Origin of the sequence: Streptomyces africanus (assembly GCF_030816955.1) — a bacterium.
Lineage (GTDB): Bacteria > Actinomycetota > Actinomycetes > Streptomycetales > Streptomycetaceae > Streptomyces > Streptomyces africanus.
On record NZ_JAUSYP010000001.1, the window covers coordinates 6,912,032 to 6,930,563 of the forward strand.

The window sequence follows — 18,532 nt, forward strand, 5'->3', positions numbered from 1 at the left end:
TCCCTTACAAAGAACCGCGCACCTTTGCCGCTGCCTTGCGGGCTGCTACCAGGACCGGGTCCCAGACGGGGGAGAACGGTGGGGCGTAGCCCAGGTCCAGGGTCGTCATCTGTTCCGCCGTCATGCCTGCCGTGAGGGCGACCGCCGCGATGTCGACTCGTTTGCCCGCGCCCTCCCGGCCGACGATCTGGACGCCGAGGAGGCGGCCCGTGCGGAGTTCGGCGAGCATCTTGACCGTCATGGGGGAGGCGTCCGGGTAGTAGCCCGCGCGGCTGGTCGACTCGATGGTGACCGCCTCGAAGCGCAGGCCCACGCGGTGGGCGTCCTTCTCGCGCAGTCCCGTGCGCGCGATCTCCAGGTCGCAGACCTTGCTGACCGCCGTGCCGACCACGCCCGGGAAGGTGGCGTAGCCGCCGCCCGCGTTGGTGCCGATGACTTGGCCGTGCTTGTTGGCGTGGGTGCCGAGGGCGATGTGCCGTTCCTGGCCGGAGACCAGGTCGAGGACCTCGACGCAGTCGCCGCCCGCCCAGATGTTCTCGTGGCCGCGGACCCGCATCGAGCGGTCCGTGAGGAGGCCGTCGTGGGCACCGAGGGGGAGGCCGGCGGCCTTGGCGAGGGTCGTCTCGGGGCGGACGCCGATGCCGAGCACGACGACGTCCGCCGGGAAGTCGCGATCCTGGGTGGCGACCGCCCGGACCCGGCCGTCGTCCCCGGTGAGGATCTCGGTGACCTCGGCGTCGTTCACCATCGTGATGCCCAGGCCCTCCATGGCCTTGTGCACCAGGCGGCCCATGTCGGGGTCGAGGGTCGACATGGGCTCGCTGCCGCGGTTGACGACCGTCACCTGGTAGCCGCGGTTGATGAGCGCCTCGGCCATCTCCACGCCGATGTATCCGGCCCCGACGACCACCGCGCGGCGGCCACGCGTGCGTGCCAGCGTGTCGAGCAGCGCCTGGCCGTCGTCCAGCGTCTGCACGCCGTGCACCCCGGGGGCGTCCATGCCGGGCAGGTCCGGCCGGATCGGCCGGGCGCCGGTCGCGATCACGAGTTTGTCGTACGACGTCCAGGACTCGGCGCCGGAGTCGACGTCACGCGCGCGTACCCGCTGCCCGTCGAGGTCGAGTTCCGTGACCTCGGTGCGCAGTCGCAGATCGATGTCCCGCGCGCGGTGTTCCTCGGGGGTGCGGGCGATGAGCCGGTCCCGGTCGGTGACGTCGCCGCCCACCCAGTAGGGGATGCCGCACGCCGAGTACGACGTGAAGTGGCCGCGTTCGAACGCCACGATCTCCAGCTCTTCGGGGCCCTTCAGCCGGCGTGCCTGCGACGCCGCGGACATCCCCGCGGCGTCGCCGCCGATCACGACCAGTCGCTCCCTGCGCGTACGGCTCATGTTCATGCGAACACGCTACGGGAGCAGGGCATTTCAGTCCTGCTCGTCAGGCTCGTCAGGTGTCCGCGCGGGCGTGGACCGCGGGGCCGGCCGGGCCGTCGGCAGCGGGCCCAGGGCGCTCATGGCGGGCGCGGGGCGCGGGCGGCGCGGGAGGCGGGGGCGTACGACGCGCAGCCAGAGCAGGGCGAGCAGGGCGGCCACCGCCGCGAACGGCAGGACCGCGCCGAGGGCCACCGCGAGCCAGCGCAGCATCGTGACGAACGCGTTCCAGCCGCCCGCGACCGCGTCCACGAATCCCGGGTCGTCGTCCTTCGCCTCCTTCTTCTTCACCGGGGTCTCGGACAGCGACAGGGTGATGGTGGCCAGGCTCGTGCGGTCCTTCAGGGACTCCTGGCGGGCGAGCAGCGCCTCCAGATCGGCCTGGCGGGTGCTCAGCTCGCCCTCCAGGGTCACCACGTCACCGAGCTTCGTCGCCTGGTCCATCAGCTCGCGGATCCGGGCCACGCTGGCCCGTTGCGACTTGATGCGGCTCTCCACGTCCACGACCTGGTCGGTGACGTCCTCCGCCTTGGCGCTGCGGTCGAGGAGCTTGCCCGCGCCCTCCAGCTCGGTGAGGACCTCGTCGTACTTCTCGACGGGGACGCGCAGTACGACCCGGGTGCGCTCGCGGCCCTCCGCGTCCCGGGTGGTGGTCTCGTTGCCGACGTAGCCGCCCGCGTTCTCGGTACCGGTGCGGGCCTGCTCCAGGGCCTTCGGGACGTCCTTGACCTGCACGGTCAGCGAGGCCGTGCGGATGATGTGGCTCGTGGGGAGCTTCGGCGGGGCGGTCGCCCGGGCTCCGCTCCCGGCGCCGCCGGGGGCGGCCTCGTTCGCGCCGGCCTTGCCGTCCGACTGCGGGGCGGCGGCCCCGCGGTCGGCGGAGGAGCCGCCGGCGGAATCGTCGGCCGCGCCGCTGCATCCGGTGAGCGCGAGGGCCCCGGCCAGCAGGAGCGCGGCCAGGCGGACACCGCCCAGCGCAGGGGCGGGGTGGCGGTCGGGTCGTCGTGTGCGCATGCGGGCATCCCCCGGGGATCGGTTCGGCTGACGTTTCTTCGACGCCCGGGCGGTGCCGGACGTTTGGTCCGGGACGGTTCCGATGCGGTCACGGTCGGGACTCGTGCCGGACACCGGGGCGCGGAAGCGCTGTCAGTGGGGTCTGAGAGGCTGGGGGCATGCGCGAAGTTCAAGCCCGTGCGGGCACGGGGCAGGTCGTCGTCATCGGGGCGGGAATCGCGGGACTGGCCGCGGCGCACCGGCTGCTGGAGCGCGGGGCGCGGGTGACCGTGCTGGAGGCCTCCGGCCGGGTCGGCGGCAAGCTGCTGCCCGGGGAGATCGCCGGCGCGCGCGTGGACCTCGGCGCCGAGTCGATGCTGGCCCGCCGCCCCGAGGCGGTGGCGCTCGCCCGGGAGGTGGGCCTCGCCGACCGGCTCCAGCCGCCCGCGACCGCGACGGCCTCGATCTGGACGCGGGGCGCGCTGCGCCCGATGCCCAAGGGCCATGTGATGGGCGTGCCCGGCACCGCGGCGGCCCTGTCCGGTGTGCTGTCCGACGAGGGCCTCGCCCGCATCGACCGCGACGCCGAGCTGCCCCGCACGGAGGTCGGCGACGACGTGGCCGTCGGCCAGTACGTGGCGGCGCGCCTCGGCCGCGAGGTCGTCGACCGCCTGGTGGAGCCCCTGCTGGGCGGCGTGTACGCGGGCGACGCGTACCGCATCTCGATGCGCTCCGCCGTCCCGCAGCTGTTCCAGGCGGCGCGCAGCCACGCCTCCCTGACGGAGGGGGTCCGCGAGATCCAGGCGAAGGCGGCCGCCGCCCAGCAGACCGGGCCGGTGTTCATGGGCCTCCAGGGCGGCGTCGGCACGCTGCCGCTCGCGGTGGCCGAGTCGGTGCGGGCCCGCGGGGGCGAGATCCTCACGGGGACGCCGGTGACGGAGCTGACCCACAGCGCCGCCGACGGCGGATGGCGCGTGGTCGCGGGCGAGCGGGTGCTGCGCGCGGACGCGGTGGTGCTCGCCGTCCCCGCCCCCGCCGCCGCCCGGCTCCTGCGCACGCAGTCCCCCGGGGCCGCCGCCGAGCTCGGCGGCGTCGAGTACGCCTCCATGGCGCTGGTCACCCTCGCCTACCGCCGCGCCGAGGCGGGCCTGCCCGAGGGCAGCGGCTTTCTCGTGCCGCCGGTGGACGGGCGCACCATCAAGGCGTCCACCTTCGCCTCACAGAAGTGGGGCTGGATCGCCGACGAGAACCCCGACCTCGTCGTCCTGCGCACGTCCGTCGGGCGGTACGGCGAGACGGAGATCCTCCAGCGCGACGACGACGGGCTCGTGGCGGTCTCCCGGCACGACCTGAAGGCGGCGACCGGCCTGGCCGCCACGCCCGTCGCCACCCGCGTCACCCGGTGGGACGACGGCTTGCCCCAGTACCCCGTCGGCCACCACGCGCGCGTGGCCCGCATCCGCGAGCACGTGGCGAAGCTCCCGGGGCTCGCCGTGTGCGGCGCGCAGTACGACGGCGTCGGCATCCCGGCGTGCATCGCGAGCGCGTACGCCGCCGTCGACCAGATCCACGGTGACCTGCGGGGTGTGCAGGAGCTCACCGCCCACCCGGTGCAGAGCCTGCACGGCGGAGCGGGAGAATGAGGAACATGAGTGACGACGCCTCCACCACGGCCTCCAGCGCCGAGCCCGACCGCATCCCGAACAAGGGCAAGCTGGCCAAGGACCTCAACGAGGTCATCCGCTACACGCTCTGGTCCGTCTTCAAGCTGAAGGACGTCCTCCCCGAGGACCGCGCCGGGTACGCCGACGAGGTCCAGGAGCTGTTCGACCAGCTCGCCGCCAAGGACGTGACCATTCGCGGCACGTACGACGTCTCGGGCCTGCGCGCCGACGCCGACCTCATGATCTGGTGGCACGCGGAGACCAGCGACGCGCTGCAGGAGGCGTACAACCTCTTCCGCCGCACGAAGCTGGGCCGGGCGCTCACGCCGGTGTGGTCGAACATGGCGCTGCACCGCCCCGCCGAGTTCAACCGCTCGCACATCCCGGCGTTCCTCGCCGACGAGACGCCCCGCACCTACGTGAGCGTCTACCCCTTCGTGCGCTCCTACGACTGGTACCTGCTGCCCGACGAGGACCGCCGCCGCATGCTCGCCGACCACGGCAAGATGGCCCGCGGCTTCCCGGACGTGCGCGCCAACACGGTCGCCTCGTTCTCCCTCGGCGACTACGAGTGGATCCTCGCCTTCGAGGCCGACGAGCTGTACCGCATCGTCGACCTGATGCGTCACCTGCGCGCCTCGGAGGCCCGGCGGCACGTCCGCGAGGAGGTCCCGTTCTTCACGGGCCGCCGCAAGGAGATCGCGGAGCTGGTCGCGGACCTGGCCTGATCAGCCGAGCGGCCGGTCGGCCCCGGGCGGCTCCGGGGCCGCCGACCGTGACCGTGATGGTGACTGCGACTGCGGCTTCGGTTCCGGATGCGCGGCGCAGTCCGTACGCCGTCCCGGCAGCCGGCCCGCCAGCAGATACGCCTCCACATGGCCGTTGACGCAGGCGTTCGGCCCGCCCGCCAGGCCGTGCGCGCCGGCGTCCCGCTCCGTCACCAGGACCGAGCCCGCGAGACGGCGGTGGAGTTCGAGGGCGCCGTCGTAGGGCGTGGCGGCGTCCCGCTCGGCGGCCAGGATCAGCGTCGGCGGCAGTGCACCCGGCCCGGCGCCGACGTCGAGCGGCCGCTGCCGCGGCCCCTCCCAGTAGGCGCAGGGCAGGTTCGTCCACACGTTGTCCCAGGTCTCGAAGGGCGCCCGCCGCGCGAGCCGGGTGTTGTCGCGGTCCCACACCTCCCAGTCCGTCGGCCAGGGAGCGTCGTTGCACTCGACCGCCACATAGACCGCGCGTGTGTTCTCCGCCTCGGCGGCGGCCTCCGGGCGTTGTTCCGCCTGCTCGACCAGCGGCCCGGGATCGCCCTTGAGGTACGCCGACAGCGCGTGCGCCCGGTGCGGCCACTGGTCGTCGTAGTACCCGGCCTGGAGGAACGCCCCCTGCAACTGCCCGGGCCCGACCTCCTTGCCGGCCGGCTCGGCGGCCAGCCGCGCGCTCGCCCGCTCGTAGCTGCGCCGCACCTCCCGCGCGGTCCTGCCCAGCCCGTACACGTCGTCGTGCCGGGCGATCCACCTCCGGAAGTCCCGCCAGCGGCCCTCGAACGCCGCCGACTGGTCGAGGTTGTTGCGGTACCAGATCTCCGCCGGGTGGGGATCGACCGCCGAGTCCAACACCATCCGCCGCACGTGGCCGGGGAACAGGGTCGCGTACAGGGCTCCCAAGTACGTGCCGTACGACGTGCCCAGGAACGTCAGCCGTTCCTCGCCGAGCGCGGCGCGCAGGACGTCGAGGTCGCGGGCGTTGTTCAGCGAGTGGTAGTGCCGCAGCGCGCCGCCGGCCCGCTCGGCACAGCCGCGCGCGTACGCCTTCGCCTGCGCGATGCGTTCCTTCTTGTACGACTCCGAGGGCTGGGTCGGCGCCAGCGTGGGCCCCTGGAAGAACCGCTTGGGGTCCTGGCAGGACAGGGGCGCTGAACGGCCGACCCCCCGCGGGGCGTAGCCGACGAGGTCGTACGCGGCCGCGATCCGCTTCCACTCGGGGAGCAGGCCGACGAGGGGGAAGTACAAGCCGTTGGCGCCCGGGCCGCCCGGGTTGTAGACCAGGGCGCCCTGGCGGCGGACCGCGCGCTTGCCGTGGTGCGGCTCCTTGCGCGTGGCCCGGGCGCGGCCGACGGCGAGCTCGATCTGCCTGCCGTCGGGCCGGGCGTAGTCCAGCGGGACGGTGACCGTGCCGCACTGCATGCTGCCGGGAAGGTCCTGCGCGTCGGGGCACGGGCCGAAGTCGATGCCGGCCGCCTTCGCCCGCGCGGCGGCCACCGCGGTGCCGCGCAGCTCGGCGGCCGATCTCGCGCCGTCGGTGTCCGGGACGGCGGTGAGGGCGCTCAGCAGCAAGGATCCTGCGGCCGAGTAGAGGAGGGCGGCTCTCATCGGTGTCCCTTCGGTGCACGGTGGCGACAAAAGGGATGTTTGGTGCGGCGGTTGAGGAAGGCAAGCACCGTCCGCCGGTGTCGGCGCCAATGCCCCTGTGCGCCCCCGGTCGGTCAGTCGTGTGCCCCGCGGTGCGTGAAGGCGGCGCGCAGGTCCGGTTCGCCGATCGCGCTGACGCCGCGCACGGCCACGGAGGTGAGGTAGGTGCGGTCGTCGGCGGTGCCGTCCGCGTTCCGGGTCAGGGCGCCGAGCAGCCGCTGGCCGGCCGGGGAGGCCCAGCGCGAGTACGGGTGGATCTCGATGCGGGCGATGGCGAGGGAGCTCAGGGTCAGGGCGAGCGGCAGCGCGAACCACAGGGCGACCAGATGCCGCGGCATGTCCGGCGGGGTGGGCGTCAGCAGCGCGGTGACGCCGAGAGCGAGTACGGCGAGGGCCGCCGAGCGCACCTGGCGGACGGCCGCCGCGACCGTCGTACGGGCGCTGCCGGGCACCGCGAGCCCCGCGCGCACCAGCCGGTCGGCGATACCGCGTATCGCGTCCGCCGTGGCGGCGGTGGCCCGCACCGGCGCGATGCGGGACTGCCCCTCGGGTCCGATGGCCCCTATGACCGACCGCTCCATCTCGTCCCGCCCGCGCGGATCGACGACCGTCGCCCAGCCGGTGTGGGCGAGGAGCAGCCGGCGCTGGCGTGCCATGGCGACGAGGGTCACGTCGGCGACCCGCCGGGGGCCGCCGGAGAGGAACGCGGCCTCATACAGCGTGAGTTCATGGATCCGGTCGGTGTCCGTGTCGCCGGCCGCGGCGCGTACGGCGGCCAGGCACAGGCGCGTGCACGCCGTGCCGGCCACGGCCCAGGCCGCCAGCAGGAAAAGAACCCAGAGCATATGTTGTTTGTATGTGACACGGTCCCGAAAACACCATGCCTTGTTCACGATCCGGACGGAGTGTTGTCGGTATGTGACGTTCCGTTTCACTGTTCCGGCGGCGGGCGGAACGTCGGCGGCGGAAGCGTGGTGGCCGGGTCCGGGGCCGGAATCGAGGGTGCGGCCGGAGCGGGGGCGGCCGTCGGGGGAGTGCTCGCGGTGGCCATGTCGCGGGCCACGGCGTCGAAGTCGACGTAGCCCGTGGCCTCCAGGACCTTGATGTGGTCGAGGACGGTCGTGTTGGCGTCGTCGGCGAGGTCGCGCACGAGCGAGTTGCGGGTGCTCGCGCGGACCTGGGCGACGAGCGAGAAGACCCTGCCGTGCGCCAGCCGCAGGAGGTTGGCGAACTGGCGGTCGTACTCGGCACCCTGTGCCGCGTCCAGGGTTTCGAGCCACTGCTTCTGCTGGTCGCCGGGCTCGTCCGGCAGGGCGAGGTTCAGCCGCGCGGCGACCCCGCGGACCCGTTCGTCGAGGAACGCGTGCCCCTCGACGAGATGCCGGCCCGCCGTCCGGACGGCGGGCGTCGTCCCCTTCGTCTGCGCCTGCCGCCCCGCGGGCAGCTCCCACAGCCCGGCCAGCCGGACCTTGACGAGGAAGTCCTGGTCGAGCGCGGACAACGGGCCGTAGCTCGTGCGCAGAGTCTGGGCGCTCAGCACGTTCGGTCCCGTCCCCGGCCGGTCGGTGTACGACCAGAGGGAGAAGACCAGCGCGGCGAGCGTCGCCGTCAGACACGTGACGATGAGCCCCGTGCCGCTGACGATGCCTCGGCCCTTGACGGGAGGTCGCGGTCGCATGGGTGGTGCCTCCTGGTACGGCACCGCACACTAGTGCGCTTCGGGTGCGGAGTTGCCATGTTACTGCGGGGTCTACGTCAACTGCCGTACAGGGGCGAATCGTTGTAACGGGGGCAGGACGGGGCGATTGGGGGAGACGGAGTGGGGGACTCGCCGGGGCGAAGAGGCGCAAAACATTCCATGGCTCCGGGCGGGCGTGACACGGGTGTCAGACCCGGCACACTCGCGTGCGGACAGGTGCGGCGGGGCGACTAGCCCACCCGGGTCCTCTGAGCCGGCGGGACGCCGTCGCGGCGGTGTGGCCCGTGGCCGCCGCCCGCCCCATGGGCCATGTTGCTGACCGTCGGGGCCGATCGGCACCGGCCGGATGCTGAGGAGGCCCCGCGGTGGGTGAGCTGTACATCGACGGCGAGTGGACACGGGCGGCGGCCGGTGGCCGGCGGGAGGTGGTCAACCCCTACGACGCCTCCGTCGTCACCACCGTCGACGAGGCCGACGCCACCGACGTGGACCGCGCCGTACGCGCCGCCCGGCGTGCCTTCGACCAGGGGGACTGGGCGAACGCCACCTCCCGTCACCGCGCCGACGTCCTGCTGCGCGTCCGTGACCTGCTGCTGCGCGACCAGGAGGACATCGCCCGCACGGAGACCCTCGACACCGGCAAGACGCTGGCCGAGGCCCGCATCGACGTCGAGGACGTGGCGAACGCCTTCCGCTACTACGCCGAACTCGCGGGCAAGGACGGCGGCCGGGTCGTCGACGTCGGCCCGACCGTGCTCAGCCGCGTCGTCTACCAGCCGGTCGGGGTCTGCGCGCTCATCGCCCCCTGGAACTACCCGCTGCTCCAGGCCTCCTGGAAGGTCGCCCCGGCACTGGCCGCCGGCAACACCTTCGTCCTCAAGCCCAGCGAGATCACCCCGCTCACCACGATCGCCATGATCCGGCTCATCGAGGAGGCCGGCGCACCGCCCGGCGTCGCCAACCTGGTGCTGGGCTCCGGGGCGAGTGCCGGCGCGGCCCTGACCAGCCACCCCGAGGTCGACCTGGTGTCCTTCACCGGCGGCCTGACCACCGGACGGTCCATCATGGCCGGCGCCGCCGAGGGACCGCGGAACATCGCCCTCGAACTCGGCGGCAAGAACCCCAACATCGTCTTCGCGGACGCCGACTTCGACGCCGCCGTCGACTACGCGCTGGACGCCGCCTTCCTGCACTCCGGGCAGGTCTGCTCGGCCGGTTCGCGCCTGCTCGTCGAGGACGCGCTGCACGACCGGTTCGTCGAGGCCTACGCCGAGCGCGCCCGGGCGATCCGGCTGGGCAACGGCCTGGAGGAGGGCACCGAGAGCGGCCCGCTCAGCTCCGCCGAGCACCGTGAGAAGGTCGAGCGCTACATCGCCATCGCCCAGGAGGAGGGCGCCCGGCTCGTCACCGGCGGCACCCGCCCCGACGACCCCGCCCTCAGCCGCGGCTTCTTCCTGCTGCCGACGATCTTCGCCGACTGCGACCGGTCCATGCGCATCGTCCAGGAGGAGGTCTTCGGCCCGGTCGTCACCGTCGAGCGCTTCCGCACCGAGGACGAGGCGGTGGACCTGGCCAACGACACGCGCTACGGCCTCGCCGGCGGGGTGTGGACCTCCGACGCGAGCCGCGCCCAGCGCGTCGCCCAGCGGCTGCGGCACGGCACCGTCTGGATCAACGACTTCCACCCCTACGTGCCGCAGGCCGAGTGGGGCGGCTTCGGCCGCTCCGGCGTCGGACGCGAACTCGGCCCCACCGGGCTGCGCGAGTACCAGGAGGCCAAGCACATCTACCAGAACCTCGCGCCCGCCCCCTCCGGCTGGTTCAAGGGCTGAACGACACAGAAAGCAGGACACCGCATGGCCCCCACACCCGCGCACGGCGCCGAATCCGCCTACGACTACGTCATCGTCGGCGGCGGCACCGCCGGCTGTGTGCTCGCCGCCCGGCTGAGCGAGGACCCCGACTGCCGCGTCTGCGTCGTCGAGGGCGGCCCCAGCGATGTCGGCGACGAGCGCATCCTGCGCCTGCGCAACTGGATCAACCTGCTCGGCTCGGAGTTCGACTACGGCTACACCACCGTCGAGCAGCCGCGCGGCAACTCCCACATCCTGCACTCACGGGCCCGCGTCCTCGGCGGCTGCTCCTCGCACAACACGCTGATCAGCTTCCTGCCGCAGCCGCAGGACCTCGACGACTGGGTGAGCCGGGGCTGCGCCGGCTGGGACCCGGCGACGATCCTGCCCTACCGCGACCGGCTGCTCACCGAGATCGTCCCGGTCGCCGAGGCCGACCGCAATCCCATCGCCGAGGACTTCGTCACCGCGGCCTCCCGCGCCCTCGGCGTCCCCGTCGTCGACGACTTCAACGCCGAGCCCTTCGCCGACGGCACCGGCTTCTTCTCCCTGGCCTACCAGCCCGAGGGCAACCTGCGCTCCTCCGCGTCCGTCGCCTACCTGCACCCCGTCCTGAACCGGCCCAACCTCACGCTCCTGCTGGAGACCTGGGCGCACCGGCTGATCCCGGACGAGTCGGGCCGGCTGACCCGCGTCGCCGTCCGGGGCGCCGACGGCGAACCCGCCACCGTGCGTGCCGAACGCGAACTCCTGCTGTGCGCGGGCGCCATCGACACCCCGCGTCTGCTGATGCTCTCCGGCATCGGCCCGGCCGACGACCTGCGGGCCCTGGGCATCGGCGTACGGGCCGACCTGCCCGGCGTGGGCGAGAACCTGCTGGACCACCCCGAGTCCGTGATCGTCTGGGAGATCGCGGGGCCGCTGCCGCCCAACTCCGCGATGGACTCCGACGCCGGCCTGTTCCTCCGCCGCGACAAGGACCAGCCGCGCCCCGACCTGATGTTCCACTTCTACCAGGTGCCGTTCACCGTCAACACCGAGCGCCTGGGCTACCCCGTGCCGGCGCACGGGGTGTGCATGACGCCGAACGTGCCGCGCGCCCGCTCCACCGGCCGCATGTGGCTGCGCAGCAACAACCCCGCCGAGCATCCCGCCCTGGACTTCCGGTACTTCACCGACCCCGAGGGCCACGACGAGCGCACCATCGTGGACGGGCTGAGGGTCGCCCGGGAGGTCGCCGCCACCGACCCGCTGCGCGACTGGCTCGTCCGCGAGGTCGCGCCCGGCCCGGACGTCGTCTCCGACGCCGACCTGTCCGAGTACGGCCGCCGCGCTGCGCACACCGTCTACCACCCGGCGGGCACCTGCCGCATGGGCGCCCCGGAGGACCGGATGGCCGTCTGCGACCCGGAGTTGAGACTGCTCGGCGCCGAGGGGGTGCGGATCGTCGACGCGTCGGTGTTCCCGACGATGCCCACCATCAACCCGATGGTGACCGTCCTGCTCGCCGCCGAACGCGCCGCCGACCTGATCCTCGACCGACCCGGCCCCGCGGAACAGGAGGCCCGGAAGTGACCGGTCCACAGCCCCCCTCCCCGGCGGCCGGGACCGCCTCGGCGGAGCCCGGCTCGGAGTTCCGCAAGGACATGGGCCCCTGGGCCAACTTCGCCCTCGGCTTCACCTACCTCTCCCCGGTGGTGAGCACCTACACCCTCTTCGGCACCGCGGTCGTCGAGGGCGGGCCGCCGATGATCTGGGCGTTCGTGCTGGCCGGCTGCGGGCAGTTCCTCGTCGCGCTGATCTTCGGCGAGATCGTCGCCCAGTACCCCATCGCGGGCGGTGTCTATCCCTGGGCCCGGCGGCTGTGGGGCAAGCGCTGGGCGTGGATGACCGGCTGGGTGTACATGTGGGCGCTGCTGGTGACCATCACCTCCGTCGCCTACGGCGCCGGCCCCTACATCGCCATCCTCTTCGGCTTCGACACCACCGTGCACACCACCGTGCTGTGCACGGCCGTGCTCATCGTCATCGCCGTCCTCATCAACTACATGGGGACCAAGGCGCTGTCGGCGGCGGCCGTCATCGGCTTCGCCGGCGAGCTCATCGGCGCCCTCGTCGTCGGCATCTACCTGCTGTCCACCCACCGCCACCACGGCATCGGCGTCATCTTCGACACGTACGGCACCCACGGGGACGGCTCCTATCTGCCGGCGTTCCTCGCGGCAGCGATCATCGGCTTCTACCAGTACTACGGCTTCGAGGCGTGCGGCGACACCGCCGAGGAGGTCGCCCACCCGGGCCGTGTCATCCCGCGCGCGATGCGCCGCACCATCTACATCGGCGGTGCCGCGGCCACGTTCACCTGTATGTCGCTGCTGCTGTCGGTCACGGACTTCAACGCGATCATTTCCGGCGAGCAGGCCGACCCGGTGGTGGACGTGCTGTACGACGCCATGGGGGAGACCGGGGCGCGGATGGTGATGGCCGTGGTGCTGATCTCCTTCCTGTCCTGCACGATCAGCCTCCAGGCCGCCGCCGGGCGGCTCATCTACTCCTACGCCCGGGACGAGATGATCGCCGGACACCGGCTGCTGCGGCGGTTCGCCCACGCCCGCGCGGTGCCTGGCTACGCGCTGTTCGTGTCCGCGGCGGTGCCGCTGCTCATCGCCTTCGCCTCGCTGTTCTCGGAGGACGCCCTCACCAACATCGTGTCGTTCGCGATCCTCGGTATCTACGGCTCGTTCCAGATGGTGGTGCTGGCCGCGCTGCGCGCCCGGCTCAAGGGCTGGCGCCCGGCGGGCGAGTTCACCCTGGGCCGATGGGGCCTCGCGGTGAACATCGGGGCGCTGGCCTACGGCATCTTCGCCATCGTCAACATCTGCTGGGCCCGCAGCCCGGAGAAGCCGTGGTACGAGAACTGGATCGTCCTGCTGTGCGGCGCGGTGGTGGTCGGGACCGGCGTGCTGTACATGTTCACGACCCACCACTACGGCCGCGGCGGCGCGGCTGCCGGTGACGCCGTGCCGAAGGAGCGGGCCGAGGCGGCGTCGAAGCGCTGAGGGGCGATCCCGCCTCAACGCCGGAGCAGCGCCTTCCGGGTGGCGCGGGCCAGCCGGCGGACCGGGCGTCGCGAGCGCGGCGCAGGTCCCGACCGCTCCAGCCACCACTCCCGCAGCTCCCGCCGCGCCGCCGCGTCCCCGGGCCGCCCGGCGGACAGCAGGTGCTCGGCGAAGGTGAGCGCGTCGCGCCGGTAGCCGCCGGTCATCGGCTGCGTCTGGGCGTACGCGAGGAAGGCCGTACGGTAGTCCGCCCCGAGGATCTCCGGCAGTTCGGGCGCGACCTTCGCCACGACGTCCGCCCGCTTCGCGGCGAGCGCCCGGGCCTGTACGCCGACCCGCACGCGGTCGAACCCCTCGGGCACGGGCGTCCCCGCGACCAGCGCCGACAGCAGCGCGGCCTGGGCGACCCCGAGCCGCTGCCGGGCCTCGTCGACGCCCCTGTGTTCAGGCCGGCCGGAGGCGCCCCGTGTCGCCCCGGCCGCCCCGGTCTCATGGCCCCGCGGCGCCCCGTCTGCCACGAACGGCTCGCGCTGCTCGCCCCGGGACCCCGCACCGGGCAGGTCCGGCGCCGGCGTGCCGACGGCCCCCGGCGTGGCTGCGTCGCTGTGCGCGGGGGCGTCGGCGCCGGTCTCGCTCCGGCTTCCGGGCGCGGTTGCCGGTTGCCGGGTCTCGCTCGGGTCTTCCGGCGTGGCTGGGTTGCTGCGCGCGGGGGCGTCGGCGCGGACCTCGCTCCGGCCTTCCGGCGCGGCCCCTGGCCGCCGGGCGGTGATCGCGTGGCCCGCCGCGCGCACCTGCGCCTTCACCCGCTCGACGGCCCCCGCCTCCACAGCCCGCCGGATCGAGGCCAGTTCGGCCTCCAGCTCCGCCGGTTCCGGGAAGTTCTCGTCGCGCTCCAGCAGGACCCCCGGAGGGGACACGCGGGAGGCGAGGTCGGTCAGGATGTCGAGGACCGGCCGGGGGACGGGGTGGGCGTGGCTGTCGTGCCAGACGCCGTCGCGTTCAAAACCGCCGGCGACATGGACGTAGGCGATGGCCTCCAGGGGCAGCTCGGCCAGGGCCTTGGCCGGGTCCTCGGCGCGGTTGACGTGGTTGGTGTGCAGGTTGGCCACGTCGATGAGGAGCCGGACGCCCGTACGGTCGGCGAGCTCGTACAGGAACTGGCCCTCCGTCATCTCCTCGCCCGGCCAGGAGATCAGTGCGGCGATGTTCTCGACGGCCAGCGGCACCGGCAGCGCCTGCTGCGCGATGCGCACGTTCTCGCACAGCACGTCGAGCGCGTCCCGGGTCCGGGGGACGGGCAGCAGATGGCCCGCCTCCAGGTGCGGCGTCGCCGTCAGGGAACCACCGGCCCGTACGAACGCGATGTGCTCGGTGACCAGCGGTGAGCCGAGTGCCTCCACCCGCTCGGCCAGCGCGGCCAGACGGCCCTCGTCGGGCCGGTCCGCACCCCCGAGGCCGAGCGAGACGCCGTGCGGCACCACGGTGACGCCGCGCTCGCGCAGCCGCCGCAGCGACTCGGGCAGATGCCCGGGGCAGACGTTCTCGGCCACGGTCTCGACCCAGTCGATGCCCGGCATGCGCTCCACGGCGTCCGCGATCTCCGGTCGCCAGCCGATGCCCGTCCCCAGTCGCTCCATCGTCCCCTCCTCCGCACAGCCGGTTCCTCGAACGTGAGGGGGGTATGGCCCAGCCGTCCGCCCTCGAACCCCGCCACGGGCGCCTTCAGAGGAACATTTGAGGTTCGGCCCCCGACGGTCCCGGTCCACCGACGGAGGCACCGGAGTCGCGCCACCCCCCGATACGCCGTAGACCGGACCTATGCGCGACGGCAGCGAGCAGGAGGCCCCGGCCTCGACCCGGTGGGTGTGGGCCGCCGCCGCGGGACTGGTGGTCGCCGTCGGCACGGCCTACTTCCTGCTCCCGCTGGAGGGGCTCGGCGAGGACCGCTCCTGGCTGGGCTGGCCGCTGTTCGCCCTGTGCCTGGGGCTGCTGGCCGCGCTGCTGCTGCGCCAGGTGCGCGACGTCGTGCTGGAGAAGCCGCACACCCGGCCGGGCGTCATGATCCCGCTGCTGATGTGCCTGGCCGTGCTGGTCTTCTCGTCGGGGTACTACGCCCTCGCCCAGCGGCCGGGCCAGTTCACCGGCCTGAACACGCGCGTCGACGCGCTGTACTTCACCGTCGTCACGCTCGCGACGGTCGGCTACGGGGACATCACCCCGAGCGGGCAGGAGGCCCGCCTGGTGGCGGTCGCCCAGATCCTGTACACGTTCGTCTTCCTCACGGCGGCGGCCACCGCGCTCTCGCGCCGGCTGCACGCGGTGGTCGCCGCACGCGACCGGCGCCCGCCGCCCTCCTGACCCGGAGGGCGTGTCACGCCGCGCGGGTGGAGCGGTAGTTGAACACCGACCACAGCACGAACAGACCGGTCACGATCATGATGATCGACCAGAACGGCTGGTACGGCAGCCACATGAAGTTCGCGATCAGCGCCAGTCCGACCACGACCGCGCCCACGATCCGGGCCCAGGCGGCCCCGGTGAACAGGCCCAGCCCGGCCGCCACCACGAGCACACCGACGATCAGGTGGATCCAGCCCCATGCGGTCAGGTCGAACTCGAAGACGTAGTCGCCGAAGCTCGTGTACACCTCGTCGTCGGCGATCGCCGTGATGCCCTGGAGCACCGCGAACAGGCCGTAGACGACCATCAGGGTGCCGCCGAGGGTGAGACCCCCCGTCGCCCAGGGATCGCCGGTGCCGCCGGACCCGCCTGGCGTCCGGTCGGGGGCGGGCGGAGCGGGGGGAGGGGGCGCGGCGCTGGTCATGGCTGCCTCCTGGTCGGGTTGCCTGGTAACCCCACTGGAGCACCCGGCCGCGACCGGCGCGCCTGCGGCTACTCCGAACGGGTGGCCGCCGGGCCGTCCGCCGCGTACGGCTCCCGGCGCAGCGCCGGGTGGTCCGCGACCACCGTGCACGAGCCGGGCGCGATCTCCGTGAACCCCGCGTCGCGGACCAACGGCAGCCCGCTGCCCGTCAGTCCGGGCCAGCGGGCCGGGTCGGCCGAGCGTACGGCGAGCGGGAAGCCCGCGTCGTGCCAGGCGGCCCGCTCCTCGTCGGGCAGCTCCCACCAGGCCAGTTGCGCGGCGTGTCCGGCCTGGGCCATCGCCTTGCCCGCCGACATGCCGAGGTCGGGGTTGAGCCACAGCACGGGAGCGGCCGGGTCCGCCGCCCCCGGCGGTTCCGGGTCGTCCAGGTCGGTGCCGGAGACCTGGAGGCGGGCCAGGTCCTTGGGCCAGCCGTCCAGCGGGACCGGCGGGAAGACGCGTACCTCGGCCGCCTTGCCCGTGACCGTGATGCCGGGCAGGGCCTCGGCCCGCCGCCACTCGGCGCCGCGCGCCCGCCGCACCACCTTGCGGATCCGGGCGTCCTGCCAGTCCCGCACCGCCTGTGCCCACGGGCCGTCGCCGGCCGACCGCTCGTCGCTGAGGATCGTCAGCACGGCCCGCGCCGCCGTCTCCAGCGCGTCCGTACGCGCCGGCGGGTCCGCCCGCTCGATCCGCACGACCAGCGGCAGCACGAACTGCGGTGCCGTGTCGCGGTCCGAGGGCTCGGAACGGAAGGGGCTGTCACTCACGGGCGTCGGGTCTTCGCTCACGAATCCCAGTGTGCCAGCCGGAAGATCGTGGAGGATGGGGCCCATGCGCTCCGACCTGTGCCTGGAGAACGCGGGCCGCCGCTACGGCCTGCGCGGCCCCTGGGTGCTGCGCGGCGTCGACCTGACGGTGGCCCCGGGCCGGCTCGTCCGCGTCGAGGGCGCCAACGGCTGCGGCAAGTCGACCCTGTTGCGGCTGCTGGCCGGCATCGACGCCCCCAGCGAGGGCCGGATCACCGGCCGCCCGCGCACCGCGTACGTCCCCGAGCGGTTCCCGCCGGCCCTGCCGTTCACCGCCGCCGGCTACCTCACCCACCTCGGCGCCGTGCACGGCCTGACCCGCACGGCGGCCGCCCGCGCCGCCGCCGAGTGGCTGGAGCGCCTCGGGGCCGCCGCGTACGCCGATACGCCGATGGCCCGGCTGTCGAAGGGCAGCAGCCAGAAGGTCGCGGTCGCCCAGGCCCTGCTGGGGGAGCCCGAGCTGCTGGTGCTGGACGAGGCGTGGACGGGCCTGGACACCGACGCCCGGGCCGAGTTGGAGCGGGCGGTCGCCGAGCGCACGGCGGCCGGCGGATCCGTGGTGTTCGTCGACCACGACCCGCGCCGCCTCGCCGGCCTGCCCGACGCGACGTACACCGTGCGCGACGGGAGCCTTCTCGAGCGGGCCGTGCCGGGACCGTCGCCATCCGGACCACAGGTCGTCGTCGAGGTCCAGGGCCCGCCGGACGGACGGCTTCCCGACGACGTGCGGCGGACCGTCACCTCCGCCGAGGAGACCGCGCCGGGCAGCCACCGCCTCACCGTCCCCGCCCCGCACTCCGACGTCCTGCTCCGCGCCCTGCTCACGGCCCGCCCGCCCTGGCACGTGGTGCGTGTGGAGCGGCAGGCGGACACCCCCGGGAGCCGCCGATGACCGCCCTCCTGCGCTACCACGCCGCCCTGCTGCTGCGCTCCCAGCGCTGGCTGCCGCCGTTCCTGCTGTACGCCGCCTTCCTCGCGATCAGCGTCCAGGCCGGGCAGCCGGTCCTCGACTCGCTCGGCTACACGGCCGCCGCGCTGCTGCCCGTCGCCGCCTGGCTGGCGCGGATCTGCGTCACGGCCGAGCCGCAGGCCGCGCGGGGCTGTGTGGCGGCGGCCGCCGGGCCCGCGCGCGCCCATGTGGCCTGCCTGCTGGTGGCGTTGTCCGGGGCGGCGGCGCTCGGCACGGTCGCGACCCTCGGCGTGACCCTGCTGAGCGCTCCGGTCGCCTCGGACCACCGCACCCCGGTGCCGCTCGCCCCCGCCTGCGGGGCCGGGCTGCTCGCCGCCCTGGCCTGCGCCCTGCTCGGCACGGCCGTCGGCGCGCTCACCAGCCGGCCGCTGCTGCGGTCGCGGGGCCGTGCCGTCCTGGCTCTGCTGCTCGCGGCGCTGCTGTCCCTCGTGGCGACCGGTTCCCCGGCCCAGGCGGCGGTGCAGGGCCTCGTGACCGGCTCGCGGTCGGGCACCGTCCCGCTGCCGCTGCCGCTGCTGCCCCTGGCCGGGGCAGCCCTGGTCACGGCCGTCGCGCTGGCCCTGGCCGGTGCGCTCGCGTCTCGCAGGTCACCCTGAGCAGGCGGTGCGCTGCGCCTCCTGCCACTCGCAGACCGGGCAGAGGGTGATGCCCTTGTACGACTCCGGGTACTCCGTCGGCTCCCGGCACAGCACACACTCCGCGTACGGCGGCCCTTCGGCCCGGGGCGGCCTGGTCGCGTCGATCAGGCAGTAGTCGTCCTCGCTCATAAGTCCAGCGTAGGCCTGGGCGTC

Annotated in this window: 17 protein-coding genes; 8 read left to right on the top strand and 9 right to left on the bottom strand. The window is 73.9% G+C overall.

Annotation, left to right across the window (positions count from 1 at the left end; translation table 11 throughout):
* Window positions 1-4: 4 nt before the first annotated feature.
* Both QF034_RS31875 and QF034_RS31880 read right to left on the bottom strand, forming a co-directional pair.
* On the bottom strand, window positions 5-1,396 hold the full coding sequence (locus QF034_RS31875) for an FAD-dependent oxidoreductase (protein WP_307178148.1): 1,392 nt from the start codon (window positions 1,394-1,396) through the stop codon (window positions 5-7).
* A 27-nt stretch (window positions 1,397-1,423) separates the two neighbouring features.
* Entirely contained in the window at window positions 1,424-2,443 is a 1,020-nt protein-coding gene (locus QF034_RS31880) for a DUF4349 domain-containing protein (RefSeq protein ID WP_307178149.1), read from the bottom strand.
* 158 nt (window positions 2,444-2,601) lie between these two features.
* Here QF034_RS31880 and hemG point away from each other — a divergent pair, with 158 nt between their 5' ends.
* Together hemG and hemQ are read left to right on the top strand one after the other, a co-directional pair.
* A complete protein-coding gene (gene hemG, locus QF034_RS31885; RefSeq protein ID WP_307178150.1) occupies window positions 2,602-4,065 on the top strand; it encodes a protoporphyrinogen oxidase in 1,464 nt (487 codons plus the stop codon).
* Window positions 4,066-4,070: 5 nt separating this feature from the next.
* Complete coding sequence (gene hemQ / locus QF034_RS31890; protein WP_307178151.1) at window positions 4,071-4,814, top strand: hydrogen peroxide-dependent heme synthase; 744 nt, start codon at window positions 4,071-4,073, stop codon at window positions 4,812-4,814.
* Here hemQ and QF034_RS31895 read toward each other — a convergent pair whose 3' ends face one another.
* The 3 genes from QF034_RS31895 to QF034_RS31905 form a co-directional block, all read right to left on the bottom strand.
* The gene (locus QF034_RS31895) at window positions 4,815-6,449 is read right to left on the bottom strand and encodes an alpha/beta hydrolase (RefSeq protein ID WP_307178152.1); all 1,635 of its coding nucleotides are present in this window, start codon (window positions 6,447-6,449) and stop codon (window positions 4,815-4,817) included. It lies immediately after the preceding gene.
* Between the two features lie 113 nt (window positions 6,450-6,562).
* Window positions 6,563-7,333 carry a TIGR04222 domain-containing membrane protein gene (locus QF034_RS31900; protein ID WP_307178153.1) on the bottom strand — a complete coding sequence of 257 codons (771 nt, stop codon included), beginning with the start codon at window positions 7,331-7,333 and terminating at the stop codon, window positions 6,563-6,565.
* Between the two features lie 86 nt (window positions 7,334-7,419).
* Window positions 7,420-8,166, bottom strand: a complete 747-nt coding sequence (locus QF034_RS31905) for a DUF4142 domain-containing protein (protein ID WP_307178154.1) — start codon at window positions 8,164-8,166, stop codon at window positions 7,420-7,422.
* 386 nt (window positions 8,167-8,552) lie between these two features.
* On the opposite strand from QF034_RS31905, the gene QF034_RS31910 reads away from it, so the two are divergent.
* The 3 genes from QF034_RS31910 to QF034_RS31920 are packed head-to-tail and all read left to right on the top strand — an operon-like array spanning window position 8,553 to window position 13,099.
* Window positions 8,553-10,019: an aldehyde dehydrogenase family protein gene (locus QF034_RS31910; protein ID WP_307178155.1), complete on the top strand. Its 1,467-nt coding sequence runs from the start codon at window positions 8,553-8,555 to the stop codon at window positions 10,017-10,019.
* Between the two features lie 24 nt (window positions 10,020-10,043).
* Entirely contained in the window at window positions 10,044-11,615 is a 1,572-nt protein-coding gene (locus tag QF034_RS31915; RefSeq protein ID WP_307178156.1) for a GMC family oxidoreductase, read from the top strand.
* A complete protein-coding gene (locus tag QF034_RS31920) occupies window positions 11,612-13,099 on the top strand; it encodes an APC family permease (RefSeq protein ID WP_307178157.1) in 1,488 nt (495 codons plus the stop codon). Before QF034_RS31915 ends, QF034_RS31920 begins: the two co-directional genes overlap by 4 nt.
* 14 nt (window positions 13,100-13,113) lie before the next feature.
* On the opposite strand, the gene QF034_RS31925 is transcribed toward QF034_RS31920, so the two are convergent.
* Window positions 13,114-14,736 carry an MbnB/TglH/ChrH family RiPP precursor modification enzyme gene (locus tag QF034_RS31925; RefSeq protein ID WP_307178158.1) on the bottom strand — a complete coding sequence of 541 codons (1,623 nt, stop codon included), beginning with the start codon at window positions 14,734-14,736 and terminating at the stop codon, window positions 13,114-13,116.
* 181 nt (window positions 14,737-14,917) lie between these two features.
* Here QF034_RS31925 and QF034_RS31930 point away from each other — a divergent pair, with 181 nt between their 5' ends.
* Complete coding sequence (locus QF034_RS31930) at window positions 14,918-15,457, top strand: potassium channel family protein (protein WP_307178159.1); 540 nt, start codon at window positions 14,918-14,920, stop codon at window positions 15,455-15,457.
* A 13-nt stretch (window positions 15,458-15,470) separates the two neighbouring features.
* Here the strand turns inward: QF034_RS31930 and QF034_RS31935 are convergent, their stop codons facing one another.
* Both QF034_RS31935 and QF034_RS31940 read right to left on the bottom strand, forming a co-directional pair.
* Complete coding sequence (locus tag QF034_RS31935) at window positions 15,471-15,923, bottom strand: DUF7144 family membrane protein (RefSeq protein WP_307178160.1); 453 nt, start codon at window positions 15,921-15,923, stop codon at window positions 15,471-15,473.
* A gap of 68 nt (window positions 15,924-15,991) precedes the next feature.
* Window positions 15,992-16,753 carry an aminoacyl-tRNA hydrolase gene (locus tag QF034_RS31940; RefSeq protein ID WP_307178161.1) on the bottom strand — a complete coding sequence of 254 codons (762 nt, stop codon included), beginning with the start codon at window positions 16,751-16,753 and terminating at the stop codon, window positions 15,992-15,994.
* Window positions 16,754-16,796: 43 nt separating this feature from the next.
* Here QF034_RS31940 and QF034_RS31945 point away from each other — a divergent pair, with 43 nt between their 5' ends.
* Window positions 16,797-17,663, top strand: a complete 867-nt coding sequence (locus QF034_RS31945; RefSeq protein ID WP_307178162.1) for an ABC transporter ATP-binding protein — start codon at window positions 16,797-16,799, stop codon at window positions 17,661-17,663.
* Window positions 17,660-18,337, top strand: a complete 678-nt coding sequence (locus QF034_RS31950) for an ABC transporter (RefSeq protein ID WP_307178163.1) — start codon at window positions 17,660-17,662, stop codon at window positions 18,335-18,337. The genes QF034_RS31945 and QF034_RS31950 overlap by 4 nt, the downstream gene beginning before the upstream one ends.
* On the opposite strand, the gene QF034_RS31955 is transcribed toward QF034_RS31950, so the two are convergent.
* Window positions 18,329-18,508 carry a hypothetical protein gene (locus QF034_RS31955; protein ID WP_086559173.1) on the bottom strand — a complete coding sequence of 60 codons (180 nt, stop codon included), beginning with the start codon at window positions 18,506-18,508 and terminating at the stop codon, window positions 18,329-18,331. The genes QF034_RS31950 and QF034_RS31955 overlap by 9 nt on opposite strands.
* Window positions 18,509-18,532 lie beyond the last annotated feature (24 nt).